At 71.2% G+C, this 17,245-nt stretch carries 16 protein-coding genes and 1 riboswitch; of the genes, 5 read left to right on the plus strand and 11 right to left on the minus strand.

Annotated features, from left to right (window positions below; translation table 11 throughout):
- Positions 1 to 46: 46 nt before the first annotated feature.
- The 5 genes from ACEY2A_RS00835 to ACEY2A_RS00855 are packed head-to-tail and all read right to left on the minus strand — an operon-like array spanning position 47 to position 4,921.
- Entirely contained in the window at positions 47 to 1,765 is a 1,719-nt protein-coding gene (locus ACEY2A_RS00835; protein ID WP_374928994.1) for a hypothetical protein, read from the minus strand.
- A gap of 58 nt (positions 1,766 to 1,823) precedes the next feature.
- Positions 1,824 to 2,189, minus strand: a complete 366-nt coding sequence (locus ACEY2A_RS00840) for a hypothetical protein (RefSeq protein ID WP_374928995.1) — start codon at positions 2,187 to 2,189, stop codon at positions 1,824 to 1,826.
- 9 nt (positions 2,190 to 2,198) lie between these two features.
- Positions 2,199 to 3,014: a hypothetical protein gene (locus tag ACEY2A_RS00845; protein ID WP_374928996.1), complete on the minus strand. Its 816-nt coding sequence runs from the start codon at positions 3,012 to 3,014 to the stop codon at positions 2,199 to 2,201.
- Between the two features lie 47 nt (positions 3,015 to 3,061).
- Positions 3,062 to 4,054 (minus strand): Ku protein, encoded by a 993-nt coding sequence (locus ACEY2A_RS00850; protein WP_374928997.1) that lies wholly within the window; start codon positions 4,052 to 4,054, stop codon positions 3,062 to 3,064.
- 33 nt (positions 4,055 to 4,087) lie between these two features.
- Complete coding sequence (locus tag ACEY2A_RS00855) at positions 4,088 to 4,921, minus strand: endonuclease/exonuclease/phosphatase family protein (protein WP_374928998.1); 834 nt, start codon at positions 4,919 to 4,921, stop codon at positions 4,088 to 4,090.
- Between the two features lie 159 nt (positions 4,922 to 5,080).
- Between ACEY2A_RS00855 and ACEY2A_RS00860 the strand changes: the two genes are divergently transcribed.
- Positions 5,081 to 7,714, plus strand: coding sequence for an ATP-dependent DNA ligase (locus ACEY2A_RS00860; RefSeq protein WP_374928999.1), 2,634 nt, complete (start codon positions 5,081 to 5,083; stop codon positions 7,712 to 7,714).
- Positions 7,715 to 7,777: 63 nt separating this feature from the next.
- On the opposite strand, the gene ACEY2A_RS00865 is transcribed toward ACEY2A_RS00860, so the two are convergent.
- The 4 genes from ACEY2A_RS00865 to ACEY2A_RS00880 all read right to left on the minus strand — a co-directional run bounded on the left by ACEY2A_RS00865 (position 7,778) and on the right by ACEY2A_RS00880 (position 11,214).
- The gene (locus ACEY2A_RS00865; protein ID WP_374929000.1) at positions 7,778 to 8,725 is read right to left on the minus strand and encodes a zinc-binding dehydrogenase; all 948 of its coding nucleotides are present in this window, start codon (positions 8,723 to 8,725) and stop codon (positions 7,778 to 7,780) included.
- A gap of 70 nt (positions 8,726 to 8,795) precedes the next feature.
- Complete coding sequence (locus ACEY2A_RS00870; RefSeq protein ID WP_374929001.1) at positions 8,796 to 9,455, minus strand: CE1759 family FMN reductase; 660 nt, start codon at positions 9,453 to 9,455, stop codon at positions 8,796 to 8,798.
- The gene (locus ACEY2A_RS00875) at positions 9,452 to 10,609 is read right to left on the minus strand and encodes an LLM class flavin-dependent oxidoreductase (protein WP_374929002.1); all 1,158 of its coding nucleotides are present in this window, start codon (positions 10,607 to 10,609) and stop codon (positions 9,452 to 9,454) included. Before ACEY2A_RS00875 ends, ACEY2A_RS00870 begins: the two co-directional genes overlap by 4 nt.
- A gap of 41 nt (positions 10,610 to 10,650) precedes the next feature.
- On the minus strand, positions 10,651 to 11,214 hold the full coding sequence (locus ACEY2A_RS00880; protein WP_374929003.1) for a hypothetical protein: 564 nt from the start codon (positions 11,212 to 11,214) through the stop codon (positions 10,651 to 10,653).
- A 159-nt stretch (positions 11,215 to 11,373) separates the two neighbouring features.
- Between ACEY2A_RS00880 and ACEY2A_RS00885 the strand changes: the two genes are divergently transcribed.
- The 4 genes from ACEY2A_RS00885 to ACEY2A_RS00900 all read left to right on the plus strand — a co-directional run bounded on the left by ACEY2A_RS00885 (position 11,374) and on the right by ACEY2A_RS00900 (position 15,468).
- Entirely contained in the window at positions 11,374 to 12,144 is a 771-nt protein-coding gene (locus ACEY2A_RS00885; RefSeq protein ID WP_374929004.1) for an SDR family NAD(P)-dependent oxidoreductase, read from the plus strand.
- A 13-nt stretch (positions 12,145 to 12,157) separates the two neighbouring features.
- Positions 12,158 to 12,223, plus strand: a riboswitch (guanidine-III (ykkC-III) riboswitch).
- A gap of 11 nt (positions 12,224 to 12,234) precedes the next feature.
- Positions 12,235 to 12,552: a DMT family transporter gene (locus tag ACEY2A_RS00890; protein ID WP_374929005.1), complete on the plus strand. Its 318-nt coding sequence runs from the start codon at positions 12,235 to 12,237 to the stop codon at positions 12,550 to 12,552.
- 80 nt (positions 12,553 to 12,632) lie between these two features.
- Complete coding sequence (locus tag ACEY2A_RS00895) at positions 12,633 to 13,151, plus strand: hypothetical protein (RefSeq protein WP_374929006.1); 519 nt, start codon at positions 12,633 to 12,635, stop codon at positions 13,149 to 13,151.
- 181 nt (positions 13,152 to 13,332) lie between these two features.
- Positions 13,333 to 15,468, plus strand: a complete 2,136-nt coding sequence (locus ACEY2A_RS00900; protein WP_374929007.1) for a hypothetical protein — start codon at positions 13,333 to 13,335, stop codon at positions 15,466 to 15,468.
- Between the two features lie 7 nt (positions 15,469 to 15,475).
- On the opposite strand, the gene ACEY2A_RS00905 is transcribed toward ACEY2A_RS00900, so the two are convergent.
- Positions 15,476 to 16,117 (minus strand): mismatch-specific DNA-glycosylase, encoded by a 642-nt coding sequence (locus tag ACEY2A_RS00905; RefSeq protein WP_374929008.1) that lies wholly within the window; start codon positions 16,115 to 16,117, stop codon positions 15,476 to 15,478.
- 7 nt (positions 16,118 to 16,124) lie between these two features.
- A complete protein-coding gene (locus ACEY2A_RS00910; RefSeq protein WP_374929009.1) occupies positions 16,125 to 17,219 on the minus strand; it encodes a DUF808 domain-containing protein in 1,095 nt (364 codons plus the stop codon).
- Between the last annotated feature and the right edge of the window lie 26 nt (positions 17,220 to 17,245).

Consider the following 17,245-nt stretch of genomic DNA (forward strand, 5'->3'; position numbering starts at 1 on the left):
ACCTGCTGTTCACCCTTCTTACAGGGTGTGTTCAGGTGTGACGGGATCAGGCCGGATCGATGAAGTAGCTCTCGTCCATGGCCGGGTGCGGCTGCACGGGAACCACCTGGAGCCGCACGCGCTCCTCGGCCCAGCGCCGGTCCTCGATGGCCTCGCGGGCGGTGTTGAGCGCCTCGCACTGCTCGTGCGTCAGGTAGAACTCCAGCTTCTGGCAGGAGCGGTCCAGCCGGGCGAGCTTCTCGTAGTCCTCCTCGTCCTGGACCGCTTCGAGGAACTGGTCCACCCGCGCCTGCACGGTCTGACGGCGCACCCGACGCATCAGTGTGGGCAGCAGGTCGATCTTCCCGTCCTCGCTGACGATGATGACCATGGAGCCACGGCCCTCCCCGGCCAGGTACCGGATGGCGGAGTTGTACCGGGCACCCCGACTGCCGTCCCCGGTGCCGGTGGCGGCCCCATCGAGGATCACGCCCACCGCGTGGCAGGCGCCGTGGGGGTCCACCAGCACCGCGCCGTCGATCCTCGTGAGCGAGCGGAAGGCCCGCTCACCCAGCACGGTGGGGGTGATGGTGAACGCCTGGGGCAGGAGCCGCTTGCCCTCCGCGGCCGGGTCGGGGTGCACCACCAGCATGGTGCCGTGCTGCTGGCCGGCGCAGGCCTGGGCCATGGCCCACAGCACGTCCGCGTCACCCTCCTGCCCGAAGACGCGCCGCACCGTGTCCCCGAAGGTGTCGGGGTCCATCGCCTCGGTGGGCACCGACGGCTGACCGTGGTCCATGCGCAGCAGCGCCGTCCCACCGTGCCAGAGCTCCCACGCCCCGTTGCCCACCACGTCGACGACGAAGCACTCCTCGGTGGTCAGGTCGTAGTCCGCGGAGAGCGAGCCCAGCCCGAAGGCCACGCGCCCGTCGGTGAGCAGCCGCAGGCCCCGCCCGGACATCTCCAGCATCTTGCGGAAGAGGCTCGGTGCCGAGAGTGCCGTCTCGTGGTCGAAGTGGATGTCGGCGGTCACGGCCGGGTGCTCCCGGGCCGCGAGCACCATCGAGCCCAGGCTGGCGCGGCCCTCATAGGTCTCGGCGGAGACCGCGTCGAGGGCGTCGCGCAGGCCGTGTGAGAAGTCCTGACCCGTGCGGGAGACGACGCTGTTGACGAAGCTGTCGGCGGCCGAACGGAGGATGGCCCCCGCATCGACCCCCATGAGGGTGGTGGGCACCACGCGGTCGAGCTCGCGCGAGACGGCGCGCAGCACGTCGGTGATGATCGCCTCGGGGAAGGACTCGTCCACCGGCAGTCCCCCCACCTGGTGACGGTGCAGCCGGGGCAGGGCCTCGAGCGCGCCCTTGCGCACCGCCAGCACCGGGAAGACCCGGTAGTTGCCCACCACGACGCTCAGCCCGACGCGCAGCGTGCGGTCGGCGAAACGCGCCCCCGTGGTCAGTGCCTCGGCCACCACCTGTCGCCGGCAGCCCTCCATGCGTGCGGCGTCGTAGTGCTCCGATGCGGTGAACTCGTCCTGCTCCTCCGGCTCCGGCAGGGCCTCGAACTGGCGCTGAGCGGCCGCCATGAGGCCGTCGAGACCCTCCACGTCGAACGCGCGGCGCGACGGCTCGATGACCACCCGGCCGGCGGGGTCGTCAACCGGCAGCCCCACCAGGAAACCGCGGGCGTCGAGGTCGACCCCTGCCCGGTCGAGGGCCTCGTCGGCCAGCTGCTCCATCGACCACCGCAGGTCTGCCTGTCCATCCCACATCGCACGCCCAGTCACCCAAGGATTGTCCCAGCCCCCGGACGGTGCCCCGGCCTCGTGCCTCCTCGATGCGGCGTCAGCGCCGCCGGAGCTCGCGCCACAGCAGGAGCAGACCGCCGATGCCGAAGAAGCCCACCGTCAGCAGACCCACCGGGAGTGCGGCGGGCTGGCGCCACCCCATCGGGGCGCCCTCCATGAAGTGGGTGGCCACCATCACCGCCCCCGCGGCCGCGAACAGGAGGGAGCCCGTGATGAGCAGCCAGCGGCCGGCCGTGGAGTCCGTGCCCAGGCGCAGGGCGATGCCCGTGATGACGGCCATCAGGCCGAAGCAGATGCCCATCACGCCCACCACCGGGTCGCCCACCACGGTGAGCAGCACCCCAACAGCCGTGAAAACCAGCCCGATGAGGACGAGCTTCACCGCATCACCGCGGTCGTTCATGGTTCTCCTTCACCTCAGCAACGACAGGAGGGCGAAGCCGCCCAGGAGGAGCACTGGCACCAGGGCGGCGGCCCCGGCGCCCACCATGATCCAGGTCCTCGGCCCGTTGAGGTGCAGCGCATTGTTCCGGCCCGTCGCCTGGCCCCGGCCCGTCGCCTGGCCCCGGCTGGTCGCCTGGCCCCGGCTCGCGGGGTGCACGAGCTCCAGGAAGCGGGCGAACTCCCCCTGGCTGGTGCCCCGCATGCGGGCGATGCGGACGGAGGTCACACGGGGCGTGCCGAACACCCGGGGGCGGGCGTTGTCGTTCAGCACGCCGCGCAGCTCGGGGTCCAACTGGTCGGCGCGCTGCTGTCCTGCCGGGGTGAACGGCATCACCACGGCGAGCTGCAGCCCCTCGTCGCGCGGGTTCGACTCCATGCGCTGGGTCGGTGGCTCCAGGTCTGCCCAGGCGATGGGACCCACCCCGCCGACGGTGACGCCCTGTCGGCTCACGATCCACTCCCGGCCGGGGCCCCTGGACGCCCCGCGGCCGGTGATCCACGCCAGCACCAGGAAGAGCAGGGAGAGGGGGAGGCTCATGGCGACCAGCCACGCGGCACGGCCCGGATCCCCCTGTGCCAGGGAGACGGCGCCGAGCACCAGTCCCAGCAGGATCCCCAGCAGTCCCAGTGTGCGAACGATGACCGGGACGAGGTGGTACGGCGCATGGATGGCCGTGGCCTCGACCTGCCCCCGCTGCTGGAACTCGGCGTGCAACTGCTCAGCGGTGCGGCGGCCGCTGGGCGCCTGGCTCGTGGGCGCCTGGCTCGTGGGGTGCGCGGTCATGGCCCTCCCTGGGTGTGTGTCGGGGTCGGGTGTGCGGCGGGGGCGGTTCAGGCGCTCTTGCGGGAGCTGCTGGACTTCTTGGACCCGCCCGAGGACTTCTTGGCCGTGGAGGACGACTTCTTCGTGGTGCTCTTCTTGGCGGTGCTCTTCTTCGAGCTCGACGAGCTGCCGCTCGACTTCTTGGCGGGCGCCTTCTTGGAGGAGCTCGCCGTCGCCGAACTGCTGGCCTTCCCGCCGCCGGCCTTGCGGTCCAGCGACGACTTGAGGGCCTCCATCAGGTCGATCACCTCGGCGTCGTCCGCCTCGTCGTCCTCGTCGCTGTCGCTGGCCGGCTTGCCCTCGGTGGCGTCGGTGTCGAGCGTGTCCCCGGCCTCGAGCTTGGCGTCGATGAGCTCGCGCAGCTCGACCTGGTACTCGTCCTCGAACTCCTCGGGGGTGAAGTCCGAGGCGTACTGCTCCACCAGGGCTGCCGAGAGCTCCAGCTCCTTGTCGCCGATCTTCGCCCGGGACCTCGTGCCGGCGAACTCCACCTCGCGCACCTCGTCGGCCCACAGCATCCCCTGCAGCAGGAGCACCTTGTCGCGCACCCGCAGGGCGCCCAGCCGGGTCTTGTTGCGCAGCGAGAACTTCACCACTGCGATGCGGTCGGTGTCCTGCAGCGTCTGCCGCAGCAGCAGGTACGACTTGGGGGACTTCTCCTCGGGCTCCAGGAAGTAGCTGCGCTCGAACATGATCGGGTCCACCTGGTCGGCGGGCACGAACTGCAGCACCTCGATCTCCTTGTCCTCCGCCGCGGGCAGCTCCTTGAGCTCCTCAGGCGAGACGATGATGGTGTCGTCACCCTCGGAGTAGGCCTTGTCGATGTTCTCGTAGTCGACCTTCTTGCCGCACACCTCGCAGGTCCGCTGGTACCGGATGCGGCCCCCATCGGCGTCGTGCACCTGGTGGAAGGAGATGTCGTGGTCCTCCACGGCGCTGTAGGCCTTGACCGGCACGTTGACCAGCCCGAACGAGATGGCACCGCTCCACACTGCGCGCATGGGGCCAGCCTAGGCCGAACGCACGCTTCCCGCTCAATGCTGAGGGAGCCCGGGACCGACCGCGCGGAGGCAGGCCTGGACGGGCTCGTGGTCCGAGGCCGCCGCACCGGCACGGCGCACGGCGTTGATCCCCACGGCGTGCACCCTGAACCCCCCACCCACGAGGATCCAGTCGATGCGGCGCCCCGGACGGGGCGCCCGGTGGTTGGGCACCGTGGTCCAAGCCGGAGTACGGCGGTGCCCGACCTCCCAGGAGTCCACCAGCAGACCACCGCGGGTGAGCTCGGAGTGGGTCGTGGATCCGGCATCCGCGTTCGCGTCCCCCATCACCACCGCGGGGCGGGCGCCCTCGACCACCAGCTCGCGCACCCGCTGCGCCGAGGCGACCCGGGACCTGACGGAGAGGTGGTCCAGGTGCATGTTCACGACCCGGAAGGACGTCCCAGTGGCCCGGTCCCGCAGGTCGGCGACCACCACGATGCGGGGGACGAGGTTGCCCCAGCCCCGGGAGCCGGGCACGTCCGGGGTGTCGGAGAGGGCCTGCTGGAACCAGCCCTCCACCGCCACCCGGCGGGAGTCGAGGAACAGTGGGGTCCCCTCGTCGCCACCACGGCCGTCCCGCCCGCGGCCGACCATGCCGTACCCCGGGCCGAGGGAGTCCAGCACCCACTGGGCCTGGTCGGGCAGGGCCTCCTGCACCGCGAGTACCGTCGGCGACTCGGCGGCCAGCGCCTGCCGCAGGATCCCCCTCCGGCGCGCCCATGCGTCGCGCGAGCGGGGCAGGCGGGGCAGCCGACGTCGGATGTTCCAGGTCATGACGTGCATCCCCGGCGCCCCGACGGGGCCGATCATCGGCTCGTCCCGCATCGTCGCCCCTCCTGTCGGCCGGGAGTGTCGCCATCAGGTCGATGCGATGTCGACACGATGTGCCGGAATGCCCGCCGAGGGGTCATTCCAGCACTCTGTCATGGCGTGCAGCAGGACCGGGGCGGTCTACTGTCGAGGCACCGACGCAGGAGGACCGAGATGGCGCGCAGCGACCGCAAGGTCTTCACCGTGGGCAAGCGGCGCCTGTCGGTCTCCAGCCTGGACAAGGTGCTCTACCCCGAGACCGGCACGACCAAGGCCGACGTCATGCACTACTACCTCAGCGTCGCCGAGGTCCTGCTGCCACAGCTGGCCGGCCGCCCGGTCACCCGCAAGCGCTGGGTGGACGGGGTGGGCACCCAGGAGGACCCCGGCGAGGTCTTCTTCCGCAAGGACCTCGAGGACTCGGCGCCCGACTGGATCACCACCGGCCGCATCGTCCACTCCCACCGCGCCAACAACTATCCGCTGGCCACCGAACCGGCCGTCCTGGCCTGGTTCGCCCAGGTTGCCGCGCTGGAGCTGCACACCCCGCAGTGGCGCTTCGGGCGCAACGGCCAGCCCCGCAATCCCGACCGGATGGTGCTCGACCTCGACCCCGGCGAGGGGGTGGGCCTGGCTGAGTGCGCGGAGGTGGCCCGCTGGTGCCACGAGGTGCTCGACGGCATGGGGCTGGAGGCCCACCCGGTGACCTCGGGGTCCAAGGGCATCCACCTGTACGCGGCGCTGGACGGCACCCACAACTCCGAGCAGGTCTCCGCGGTGGCGCGCGAGCTGGCCCGGGCACTGGAGGCCGACCACCCGGACCTGGTCATCTCGACCATGAAGCGCGCGAGCCGTGCGGGCAGGGTGTTCCTGGACTGGAGCCAGAACAACGCCTCGAAGACCACCGTCGCCCCCTACTCCCTGCGGGGCCGCGTCCGTCCGACGGTGGCCGCGCCCCGCAGCTGGGAGGAGCTGGCCGACCCCGACCTGGCGCAGCTCGATCTCCACCAGGTGCTCGAGCGAGTGGCCGAGGGCATCGACCCGCTGGCCGCCCTCGGCCTCGATGCGGGGGAGCAGGCCGATGCGGGCGCCTCACCCGCCGCTGTCGACCGGCTGGAGACCTACCGCTCCATGCGCGACCCGGAGAGGACGGCCGAACCGGTGCCCGCCGAGGCTCCGGTCGAGCGGGACCTGGGCGCGGACGAGCTGCCGAGCTTCGTCATCCAGGAGCACCATGCGAGCAGCCTGCACTGGGACTTCCGGCTGGAGCACTCCGGCGTGCTGGTCTCGTGGGCCGTGCCCAAGGGTCCACCGCTGGAGCACGACACCAACCGCCTGGCCGTCATGACCGAGGACCACCCGTTGGAGTACGGCACCTTCGAGGGCACGATCGCGAAGGGCGAGTACGGCGCGGGGGAAGTGTCGATCTGGGACGCGGGTGTCTACGAGCGCGAGAAGTGGCGCGAGGGCAAGGAGGTGATCGCTGTCCTCCACGGCCGCCCCGATGGGGGGCTCGGAGGCGTGCCGCGGCGCTTCGCCCTGATCCAGGCCACGGGCATGGGCAGTGAGCGGAACTGGCTGGTGCGGCTCACCGACGAGCAGCCGGATGCCGACCAGGCACCGGGTGCTGATGACACACCCGGCCCCGACCCAGCGCCTAAGCCCGCTGCCGAGAAGGCCCCCTCGACGCGCAGCGGCACGCGGCGGGCGGGACGCCGGAAGGCCACTCCCGGGTTCACCGTCGCCGATCTGCCCGCGGCCATGCTCGCCACCTCCGGTACCCCGGAGCAGGTCAGGCAGTCCGTGGCGGCAGGAGAGGACTGGGCCTTCGAGATGAAGTGGGACGGCTACCGGGTGGTGGCCGGGGTGCGCACGGCCGGCGGAGGCGAGGAGGACCACGTGCCGGACGAGGACCAGCCGGGCCAGGGCGCTGCGGTCGTGCTGGCCAGCCGCAACGGCAAGGAGCTCACCGCCGCCTTCCCCGCGGCCCTCGAGCTGGCGGACCTGCTCACCGGGGAGGCCGCCGAGCGGGGTGGCGCGGTGCTCGATGGGGAGCTCGTCGCCCTGGACGCCCGCGGCCGCCCCGACTTCGGGCTGCTGCAGGCCGCGCTGGGTGACGGTCCGAACACGGACGAGGAGGGGCACCCCATCGAGCTGCGGTACATCGTGTTCGACCTGCTGCAGCTGGGGCCGCCGGGCGGCCCCGAGTCGGCCCAGCGCTCCCTGCTGCGCACCCCCTGGGCCGAGCGGCGCGCGCTGCTCACCGAGGTGCTGGGCGACGGCGGCGAGGCGGTCTCGGTCCCGCCGGCCCACACCGGGACGCTCGCCCAGGCCGAACGCGCCAGTCGGGAGCTGGGGCTGGAGGGCGTGGTGGCCAAGCGGGCCGATGCGGTGTACCTCCCCGGGCAGCGGGGCCAGGCCTGGGTGAAGCTCAAGACCCAGCGCCACCAGGAGGTCGTGGTGATCGGGGCGCGGGAGGGCCGCGGCGGCCGGTCCGGCGGCATCGGGTCGCTGCTCGTGGCGGTGCCGGACGAGGACGGCCAGCTGCGGTACGCCGGCCGGGTGGGCACGGGTTTCAGCGCGGCCCAGCTGCGCGACATCGAGAAGACGCTGCGCCGCATCGAGCGCAGGACCCCGCCGGTCGACGACGTGCCGGCCGCCGACCGGTCGGACGCCTGGTGGGTGACGGCGAAGCGGGTGGGCGAGGTGGCCCTGGCGGGTCGCACCCGGGACGGAAGGCTCCGGCAGGCGGCGTGGCGGGGCTGGCGGCCGGACAAGGCGCCGGGGGAGGTCCGCTGGGAGCTGTGAGGCCCCGTCACGACGGAGCCGGGCCGCCCCGTGGGGGACGGCCCGGCCAGGTGTCGGGAGCGGTCAGTCGGCGACCTTGGCGACCAGACGGCCCTGGGCGGTGCCGTCGATCAGCTGCTGGATGCCGTCGCCGATCTCCTCGAAGTCGATCTCGGTGATCAGCGGGGTGAGGTCCCCGGAGGCCATGTACTTCATGGTCTCCTCGATGTCCTGCTTGCTGCCGCCCTGGGAGCCGACGAGCTCCTTGCGACCGATGATCATGGTGTAGGTGTCGATGGTGGCCTCGAGCTTGCCCATGCCCACCTGCACCACGCGCCCGCCGCCGGACATCTTCACCGCGGTGATCGCGTCGGCGGTGGTCACGCCGAAGCCGGCGTAGTCGATGATGACGTCGAGCTCGTCCTCCTGGAAGTCCAGGATGGAGGCGGCCACCTTCTTGGCGCCGGCCTCCTTGGCGCGGTCCCAGGCGGCCTCGTTGATCTCGGCCACGTACACCTCGGCGCCGCGCAGGTGGGCGACACGCGCACCGATCTGGCCCAGGCCGCCGAAGCCGATGATGCCGACCTTCATGCCGGCCTCCACACCGGCGGTGGTCAGGGCGCCCACGGAGGTCATGCCTGCGTCGGTGGCGGCGGCCGCCTGGGCGAAGCTCACGCCCTCGGGGATGCGGATGAGGGCCTCGGCGTCCACCTCGGCGCGGTCCTCCCAGGCGCCGTTGACCATGTAGCCCATGAGCTCGACCATCGGGGTGACGGCGACCTTGTCACCGACCTTCCAGTCGGTCACGCCCTCGCCGACCTCGCTGATCACGCCGGCGGTCTCGTGGCCGGGGACGACCGGCAGCTCCTTCATGGTGGCGAGCCACTTCTCGTCCTCGAGGATGCCGACGTCCGAGTGGCACAGGCCGGCGGCCTTGACGTCGACGACGACCTTGCCGGGACCGGCGGTCGGCTCCTCGATGTCAACCCGCTCGAAGGGCTTGTGGGTTCCGACGAAGTGCCATGCGCGCATTGCTGCCTCCATGTGATTGATGTGTCACTTACAGTGTACTACAGGGGGTAGTTGACGAGGGTGGGTGGGGTCACTCCTGGCCGAGCGAGCGCAGGATCTCGCCGAAGTCACCGCTGGTTCCGCTGGCCCGGCCCAGGGTCCGCCGGGCCTCGGTCAGGGGGTCGTCCGAGGCGCTCGACACCGCGCTCAGCGAGCGCTCGCGGTCGGCGGGGCCCACCAGTGCGGCCAGCTCGGTGGCTGCCCGGTCGATGCGGCGGTCGAGCGCCAGGGTGTCCGCTCCGAAGTCCGCGGTGGCGGCGTAGACGCCGGTGGGCACCGTGGAGGCGCCGAGGTAGGAGAACAGGGGGCGCAGGGCGTGCTCGATCACCAGCGAGTGGCGCTCGGACCCGCCGGTGGCGGCCAGGAGCACGGGGGTGCCGCGCAGGGTGTCGGCGGCCACCAGGTCCACGAACGACTTGAACAGCCCGGCGTAGGAGGCCTGGAAGGTGGGGGTCACCACGATCACGGCGTCGGCCCCCTGCACGGCGGTCAGCGCGGTCTCCAGGTCCCCGCTGGGGAAGCCCGTGAGCAGTGCGTCGGCGATGCCGTGGGCGTGCTCACGGACCTCCACCACGGTGGTCTCCACCGGCCCGGGCAGGGCGCGCTCGCTCGCCGCGGCGAGGCGGTCGGCGAGGGTGCGGGTCGACGAGGGGGAGCGCAGTCCTGCGCTCACGACGGCCAGGCGGGTCATCGGCGGTCCCCCAGGGTGTTGTGGTCCTCCGCGCGGGTGCCGGTCCAGTGGTCCGCGGCGGGCGTGGCCTCGGCGTGGACCCCGCGGCCCGCGGCCAGGGCGGCGGCGTGGGTGGGCGCGTCGGGCACACCGGGGGCGCGCACCGCATCGAACTCCTTGCGGAGGGTGGGCAGGATCTCGCCCAGCAGGTCCAGCTGCTCCAGCACGACCTTCTGGGGGAGCCCGGCGTGGTCGATGAGGAAGAGCTGACGCTGGTAGTCGCCCACGTACTCGCGGAAGGACAGGGTGCGCTCGATGACCTCCTGCGGGCTGCCCACGGTCAGCGGGGTGTTGCGGCTGAACTCCTCCAGGCTCGGGCCACCGCCGTAGACCGGCGCGTTGTCGAAGTACGGGCGGAACTCGCGCACGGCGTCCTGGCTGTTGCGGCGCATGAAGAACTGGCCGCCCAGGCCGACGATGGCCTGCTCGGGGGTGCCGTGGCCGTAGTGGGCCCAGCGCTGGCGGTACAGCTCCACCATCTGCTGGGTGTGCTGGGGCGGCCAGAAGATGTGGTTGGCGAAGAAGCCGTTGCCGTAGTAGGCGGCCTGCTCGGCGATCTCCGGGGAGCGGATGGAGCCGTGCCACACGAAGGGCGGGATGCCGTCCAGCGGGCGGGGGGTGGCGGTGAAGCTGTGCAGCGGGGTGCGGAAGCGGCCCTGCCAGGTGACCTCCTCCTCGCGCCAGAGCTTGTGCAGCAGGGCGTAGTTCTCGATGGCGAGGTTCACGCCCTCGCGGATGTCCTTGCCGAACCAGGGGTAGACGGGGCCGGTGTTGCCGCGACCCAGCATCAGGTCCACGCGGCCGCCGGAGAGGTGCTGCACGTAGGCGTAGTCCTCGGCCAGGCGCACCGGGTCGTTGGTGGTGATCAGGGTGGTGGCGGTCGTGAGCTGCAGGCGCTCGGTCTGCGCGGCGATGGCCGCCATGAGGATGGGCGGGTTGGCCGGCGCGATGAACGGCGGGTTGTGGTGCTCGCCGGTGGCGAAGACGTCCAGACCGATCTCCTCGGCCTTGAGGGCGATCTCCACCGTGTTGCGGATCCGCTCGTTCTCGGTGGGGGTGTGCCCCGTGGTGGGGTCGGTGGTGACGTCCCCGATGGTGAAGATGCCGAACTGCATGACGCTCCTGGTGGCTGTGTCGCGAGTAGGTGACATGTCAGTCAACAGGAGGGGTGGCGGTTCTGTTCCCGAGTTCGTGAATCGGTGGCGACGGTGGAGGGGAGGCGCCACCGGCGTGCCAGGGCGCGTGCCGCGAACAGGGCCAGGACGGCGACCGCCAGGGCGGCCCAGAGCTCCCAGGAGAGCGCCGCCCGGCGCACCAGCAGGGCCCAGGCGGTGAGCCCGATGGTGCTGTAGATGCCCGCCCAGGCCAGCACTCCCGGCAGCTGGGCCAGGGTGAAGAGCGCCCACCGCATGCGCACGACACCGGCGGCCGAGAGGATCACCGTCTGCACACCGATGGTGAGGTAGCACAGCGGGATCAGTGGCCAGCCGATGCGCTCCAGGAGACGTCGGGCGCGTCCCACGGTGGGGCCGTCCAGCCAGGCGTGGAGGCGGGAGGTCGAGTTCCCGGCCGTTCCGCGCAGGGCTCCTTCGGTGACGGCCCGGGCCAGCCAGTAGATGGCCTGGCCGCGCAGCAGGCCGACCAGGAAGAAGCCCGCGTAGACCAGCGCGAAGGGGAAGCCCTCCGGCAGGTGGTATGCGCTGGTGAACGGCGTTCCCATCACCCTCCTCGTCGGAACTGAGGTGAACCTTACTCCCGGTGTCATGTGCTGGTGACGGGCGGGTGGGTGCAGGTGTGGCTGCGGTTGTGCAGCGGGCGGCCACCCGGTAGGACGGGAGCTGAGGCGGTGCACCCGGCTCCGCCTGCGGAGGAGGACGACATGGCAGACCAGACGACGTACGCAGGCTTCGACGGCAAGGTGGCCCTGGTCACCGGTGGTGGCTCCGGCATCGGCGAGGCGTGCTGCCTCGAGCTCGCCCGCCAGGGGTGCAAGGTCGTGGTGGCCGACATCGACCAGGCCGCGGCCGCCCGGGTCGCGGAGCAGATCACCGCGGCCGGTGGCGAGGCCGCACCGTTCCAGCAGGACGCCTCCGACCCGGAGGCCAACCGGGCTGCCGTGGACTTCGCCGTCCAGACCTTCGGCGGGCTGCACCACGCCGTGAACAACGCCGGCATCGGCGGGACCACGGACCCCGCGGGTGAGCTGGCGCCGGAGGACTGGCTGAAGGTCATCAACGTCAACCTCAACGGCGTGCTCTACGGCATGCGCTACCAGCTGCCCGCCATCGAGGCTGCCGGCGGTGGGTCCATCGTCAACATGGCCTCCATCCACGGCACGGTCGCCACCGGCATGGGCAACTCGGCCTACACCGCCTCCAAGCACGGCGTGGTGGGCCTCACCAAGCAGGCCGGCGTGGACTACGGCAAGCGCGGCGTGCGCATCAACGCCGTGGGGCCGGCGTACATCGACACCCCGCTGCTCAAGGGCCTGGACGACGCCACCCGTGAGGGACTCATCGGTGTGCACCCCATCGGGCGGCTCGGCCGGGCGGAGGAGGTCTCCCACCTGGTGACCTTCCTGCTCTCCGGTGAGGCGTCCTTCATCACCGGCAGCTACCACCTGGTGGACGGCGGCTACACGGCCCCGTGAGTTGCTACCCTCGTCCGTGAGCCCAACCGGCTCCCGGACGAGGGTGGTCGTACCCGGACACGCGACAAGACGACCACGAGGAGAATCGTCATGTCGTGGATCGTGTTGGTGCTCTCGGGGATGTTCGAGGCCGTGTGGGCCACCGCCCTGGGGAGGATCGAGGGGCCGCAGAGCGTGGGGGCGATCGCCGCCTTCGTGTTCGGCAGCATCGTGTCCCTGGGGGGTCTGTGGTGGGCCATGAAGGACCTGCCCACCGGGACGGCCTATGCGGTGTGGGTGGCCATCGGCGCCTCCACCACGGTGGCCTATGCGGTGGCCACGGGGGAGGAGCCCTTCAGCATCGCCAAGGTGCTGCTGCTGCTGGGCCTCATCGGCTGTGTGATCGGGCTGAAGGTCGTCGACGGCTGATCCCCAGGTCGCACGGTTGGGCCCGCCCTGGCCCGGGTCAGTTCTGGCACCATGCCACGAGACTGACTTGAGGAGGACGGATGCTGGACTTCGCCGGTTACGAGCCGTACCAGATGCTGCACCCGGGGCTGCCGGAGAACCTCTCGCGCCGTGAGGCGACCGCTGAGTACGAACACCTCATGGCAGAGAAGGAGGAGCGCAAGAGTCAGATCTTGGGTCTGATGCAGCGCAACGGCCTGGACTTCACCTGCGACCACGACTCCTACATCGCGCTCACCGAGTGGATCCTGCAGCATGCTGAGCCCAACCCCCAGGACCCGGAGCGGCTCCGCAACCTCTGGTACGCCGTGGTGAACGACCTCGGGCTGCTGCTGGGTGACTGCGCGATCCAGGAGCACCCGAACCTGCGGTGGGAGATGTGGACCCGTGCCAAGCGGGACGCCTTCTACCACCGTCACGTCATCACGGGTCGCCCCGGACCGAAGCGGGCGCCCGTGGACTTCGACGGGTTGGTGGCCGTGGTGGCCCACCGTGCCATCGCGGGGATGCCCGTGGAACGCGACGACCTGGCTGCGGCCATGGCGGCAATGGGCCACTGAGATGGGAGCGACAGCGGCGGGACCGGACAGCGGGCGGGTCCCGCCCTCCGCCGGCGAGGGTGAACCCCATGACCTCTTCGCCTCGGCGGTAAGCCGGCTGGGGGGAGTGGGCAGGGCCTGGGCGGAGCGCTACCCGGGACTCTTCCGTGTGCTGGGATGGGCTCGTTGGGCGCTGCTGGTCGTGGGAACGATCTGGGTGCTGGCCCTCATGGTCTGGCGGCCCGAGTTGCGCGAGGGTGTCCAGGCCTACGCGGGATGCCTGTGGATCGCGCTGTGCTGGTTCGCACTGGGTGTCACACGCACGCTTCGGCTGCGCACCTTCCTCGTTCTGTTCTCTGTGGGGCTCACCTGGGCCCTCGTCATCGCCGGAACCAGCGTCCTCATCTCCGACGTGGCCCTTGAGTCACCGATGGAACGTCTGGGCGACCTCCTCGGTGACCGGACGGGCGACAGTCCGCTCGATACAGGGGGCGAGGTCGGGACGGTGGCCGCGACGGTCGGGGTGGCCGGCATCGTCGAGGAGAGTCTCAAGGTCCTGCCCCTCGCCCTGATCGCCCTGGCGGCCCCTCGCCGCACCGCGAGGTTCGGCGCGGTCGACTGGGGCCTGTTGGGAGTCCTCTTCGGTGCTGCCTTCCTCGCGGTGGAGGAGTTCATCCGCCGCGTCGCGATCATGGGCACGGAGATGGCTCCTCTCCAGAAGTTGATGTGCGCCTTGAAGGGGACCCCGGAGGATCCCCTCTCGTGCGCCTCGGTCCACCGGTTCGGGCTGTGGCCCTTCGGGGGCACACCGGCCGAGGAGGGGCTGTCTCACTTCGCGGGGCACCACGTGACGACGGGTCTGATCGGCGTTTCCGTTGGCCTGGGAGTCGCGCTCTGGCGGTCGGCGGTACCCGGGGTGGCCGCATGGAGGGCACGGCAGGCCCTCGCGCTGCTCCTGCCGATCGCTCTGTGGATCGTCGTGGTGGTGGACCACATGGTGCGGAACACCACGGCAAGCCACCCTCAGTGGCTGGCCGACGGTGGTGAACCCGGTCCGTGGTGGCTGTGGTGGTCCTTCGTCCTGACTGGGAGAGGCGAGGGGCGTGAGCTGCTGCTCGTGGCGCTCATGGCCGTCGCGGTTCTGGTGGACGCCGACCGGTACGCCCGCCACGATCTCCCTCTGGGCCGGGCGCTTCTGGGGTGGGCGACCCCCCAGGCCGCTCGAGGAGGGCGCGACGGTACAGGCGGCGTCGTGTCTCGTGTGGTCCACCGCCTCGATGCCGGGGTGCGTGCGCTCGCCGCGGATGTCGTGCTCGGCGTCCTGGCCTTCAGCCGCGAGGGGGTCTTGAGCCGCGCCGAGGCGGTCTCATCCGGTCGGGCGTATCTCGTCGCGCGGCGGGAGGGGCGGTTCGCCGCCAATGTGGCTGACGAGGACCGCGTGGCCGGCACGTGGGTCTTCCGGCGGTGGCTGACGCGAATCGTGGCGGGAGCGGCGCTGGTGGGCCTGCTCGTGGCGGTGTGGGTGCTCACACCAGCGGTGGTTCGGGCGCTTGATGCCTCCGACGGGTTCGACATGTTCTGGCTCGCTGGACTGCTCGCCTCCTTCGCCGAGTGGTGGGACTCGCTGGGACCGGTCGGCCAGCTGGCGGTCACCATTGGGCTGACCGCTCTCCTGGCCGGTCCGTTCGGCCTCGGGTGGGCGCTGTTCGCAGCCGGCTTGGTGGACTTCATCGGGCGCAAGGGGGATGGGCTGGCGGCCCTTCTGCTCGACCCGGGACAGACCTGGGACGACTACCTGGCCAGTCGCACGCCGGCCGAGGTCGCTCTGGACCTGTTGGACCTGGGGCTGACCTTCTGGCCACCGGGCAGGGCCCAGAAGGTGCTCCCGGAACTACGCAAGGACCTCGAGATCCAGGCCCACCGCGAGAGGTTCACGCGGGAGGCCTGGGAAGGCCGGGTGGGCGACGAGCGGGGACCCCAGATCAACAAGCTCATCGGCGACGAAGCCGCTGACAGCATCGCCAGCCGCTACACGGTGGCGGCCCGGGAGGAGTACTTCCCCGTGGACGGTCTGGGTGGGCGACGCGTCGACATCCTGACCAAGGAGGGCGTGGCCATTGAGTCGAAGGTGGGGCGTGTCGGCTTGAAGACGACCCCCAAGGGCCACTCGATCGTCGACCAGATCGCCAAGGACAAGGCACTCCTCGACGACCCGACCAGCCCTGTGAAGTCGGTGGAGTGGCACTTCACCAAGAGTCCGATCACCGGCAGGGGTGGGCCGACCGAGCCGCTGAGGCGGGCGCTCGAGGAGGCGGGCATCACGATCGTGGAGTACTGACCCCCGGTCAGGCGGACGCGCCCCCACCGGGCCACTCGACCTCCGCCGCCACCTGGCGCCACTTGGCCGCGAGGGTGTCGATGTTCTCGTGCGCGTTCAGCCCGCTCGGCTGGGGCACCACCCACAGCGGGGCACCGGCGACGTCCCCCTCCTGACGACCCAGCTGCGCGTGCCGGTCACCCCAGGCCGTCCGGAAGGCCGTGATGCCGGCGACCGCCACCACCGGCAACCGTCCGCTGCCCGCGTGCAGCCCCTGCACCAGACCCTCCAGCCGCTGGTGGCCCTCGCGCAGCTCGGCGGCACCCAGCTCGTCGGCGCGCACCGTCGCCCGGGCCACCAGGTTGGTGATGCCGATGCCGCGCTCCCGCAGGTGGGCCGCATCTGCATCGGACAGGCCGCTGGTCACGTCGAGCTCGTGATCCGTCAGTCCCGCGCGGTGCAGAGACGGCCAGAAGCGGTTGCCGGGGCGCGCGAAGGGGGCGTTGACCGCGGCCGTCCACAGTCCGGGGTTCACGCCCACGATGAGCAGGTGCACCGCATCGTGCAGCACGTCGTCCACGGTGCCCTCGGCGAACTGTGCCAGCTCGTCACGGTGCGGGCGGCGTCCACCGAGCGGGGAGGGGCGGCGCGGGACGATGGGGGGAGGCACCGGGGCGTCAGTCCGACCCGGCGCGGGTGGCACCGTCGGCGGAGGCCTCGTCGTCCGTGAGCTGCTGGCCGGTGGGGGCCGAGGCGTGCGCCGGCTCGCCGCGGGAGTCGTCCGCGGAGCTCTTCTCCGAGTGCGCGTACCCGCTGCCGTGCTTGCCGTGCTCCACCTCGTGGGAGAACGGGCCGAAGGGCAGCATGTGCAGCACCGCGACGATGACGCCACCCCAGACCAGACCCAGCACCATCGCCACCGCGGTGTCGGCCAGCCAGGCCAGCAGGCCACCGACCACCGGGACACCCTCCACCAGGTGCGCCAGGTGGTGGGCGAGGTCGTAGGGCGCGCTCAGGCCGTACTCGTCGATGCCCACCATGATGATGTGGCCACCCACCCAGAGCATGGCCAGCATGCCGACGTAGCCGATGACGTCCAGGACGGTGGGCATCGCCTTGACCATGCCGCGGCCCAGCTTGTGCCCCGCCGAGCCCTCCTCGTTCTTCTTGGCCAGGTGCAGGCCCATGTCGTCCATCTTCACGATGAGGGCGACGGCGCCGTAGACCACCACGGTCATCAGCAGGGCCACGACCACCAGGATGAGCGACCGGTTGAGCAGGGGCTGGTCGGCCACCTCGTTGAGGGAGATCACCAGGATCTCGCACGACAGGACGAAGTCGGTGGTGATGGCGCTCTTGACCACCTGGTCCTCGTCCTGCTCGGACCGTTCGTCGGCGGCCTTGCCGTCGTCACCGTGGCCGGAGATCTTCTCCCAGACCTTCTCAGCGCCCTCGAAGCAGAGATAGGTGCCACCCAGCATCAGCAACGGCGTCAACAGCCACGGCAGGAACTGGCTGATCAGCAGGATCACCGGGACGATGATCGCCTTGTTCTTCAGGGAGCCGGTGGCGATCCGCTTGATCATGGGCAGCTCGCGGTTCGGCTCGGCGCCCTCCAGGTACTGGGGGGTCACCGCGGCGTCATCGACCACGACGCCGGCAGCCTTGGTGCTCGCCTTGGCGGCGCCCGCGGCCACGTCGTCCACGCTGGTTGCGGCCAGGCGCGCCATGGCGGCGATGTCGTCGAGCAGGGCAGCGAGTCCGCCGGCCATGGGAACCTCCGGGCTGGGTGTGAGGG

The organism is Kytococcus sedentarius, from assembly GCF_041937525.1.
GTDB classification, from domain to species: domain Bacteria; phylum Actinomycetota; class Actinomycetes; order Actinomycetales; family Dermatophilaceae; genus Kytococcus; species Kytococcus sedentarius_A.

Bases quoted from the DNA above. Each gene is read 5' to 3' on its own strand.
- ACEY2A_RS00855 (WP_374928998.1), bottom strand. From the start codon at position 4,921: ATGCGGGACGAGCCGATGATCGGCCCCGTCGGGGCGCCGGGGATGCAC.
- ACEY2A_RS00885 (WP_374929004.1), top strand. From the start codon at position 11,374: ATGGCAGACCAGACGACGTACGCAGGCTTCGACGGCAAGGTGGCCCTG.
- ACEY2A_RS00895 (WP_374929006.1), top strand. From the start codon at position 12,633: ATGCTGGACTTCGCCGGTTACGAGCCGTACCAGATGCTGCACCCGGGG.
- ACEY2A_RS00870 (WP_374929001.1), bottom strand. From the start codon at position 9,455: ATGACCCGCCTGGCCGTCGTGAGCGCAGGACTGCGCTCCCCCTCGTCG.
- ACEY2A_RS00845 (WP_374928996.1), bottom strand. From the start codon at position 3,014: ATGACCGCGCACCCCACGAGCCAGGCGCCCACGAGCCAGGCGCCCAGC.
- ACEY2A_RS00890 (WP_374929005.1), top strand. From the start codon at position 12,235: ATGTCGTGGATCGTGTTGGTGCTCTCGGGGATGTTCGAGGCCGTGTGG.
- ACEY2A_RS00840 (WP_374928995.1), bottom strand. From the start codon at position 2,189: ATGAACGACCGCGGTGATGCGGTGAAGCTCGTCCTCATCGGGCTGGTT.
- ACEY2A_RS00850 (WP_374928997.1), bottom strand. From the start codon at position 4,054: ATGCGCGCAGTGTGGAGCGGTGCCATCTCGTTCGGGCTGGTCAACGTG.
- ACEY2A_RS00910 (WP_374929009.1), bottom strand. From the start codon at position 17,219: ATGGCCGGCGGACTCGCTGCCCTGCTCGACGACATCGCCGCCATGGCG.
- ACEY2A_RS00860 (WP_374928999.1), top strand. From the start codon at position 5,081: ATGGCGCGCAGCGACCGCAAGGTCTTCACCGTGGGCAAGCGGCGCCTG.
- ACEY2A_RS00880 (WP_374929003.1), bottom strand. From the start codon at position 11,214: ATGGGAACGCCGTTCACCAGCGCATACCACCTGCCGGAGGGCTTCCCC.
- ACEY2A_RS00875 (WP_374929002.1), bottom strand. From the start codon at position 10,609: ATGCAGTTCGGCATCTTCACCATCGGGGACGTCACCACCGACCCCACC.
- ACEY2A_RS00865 (WP_374929000.1), bottom strand. From the start codon at position 8,725: ATGCGCGCATGGCACTTCGTCGGAACCCACAAGCCCTTCGAGCGGGTT.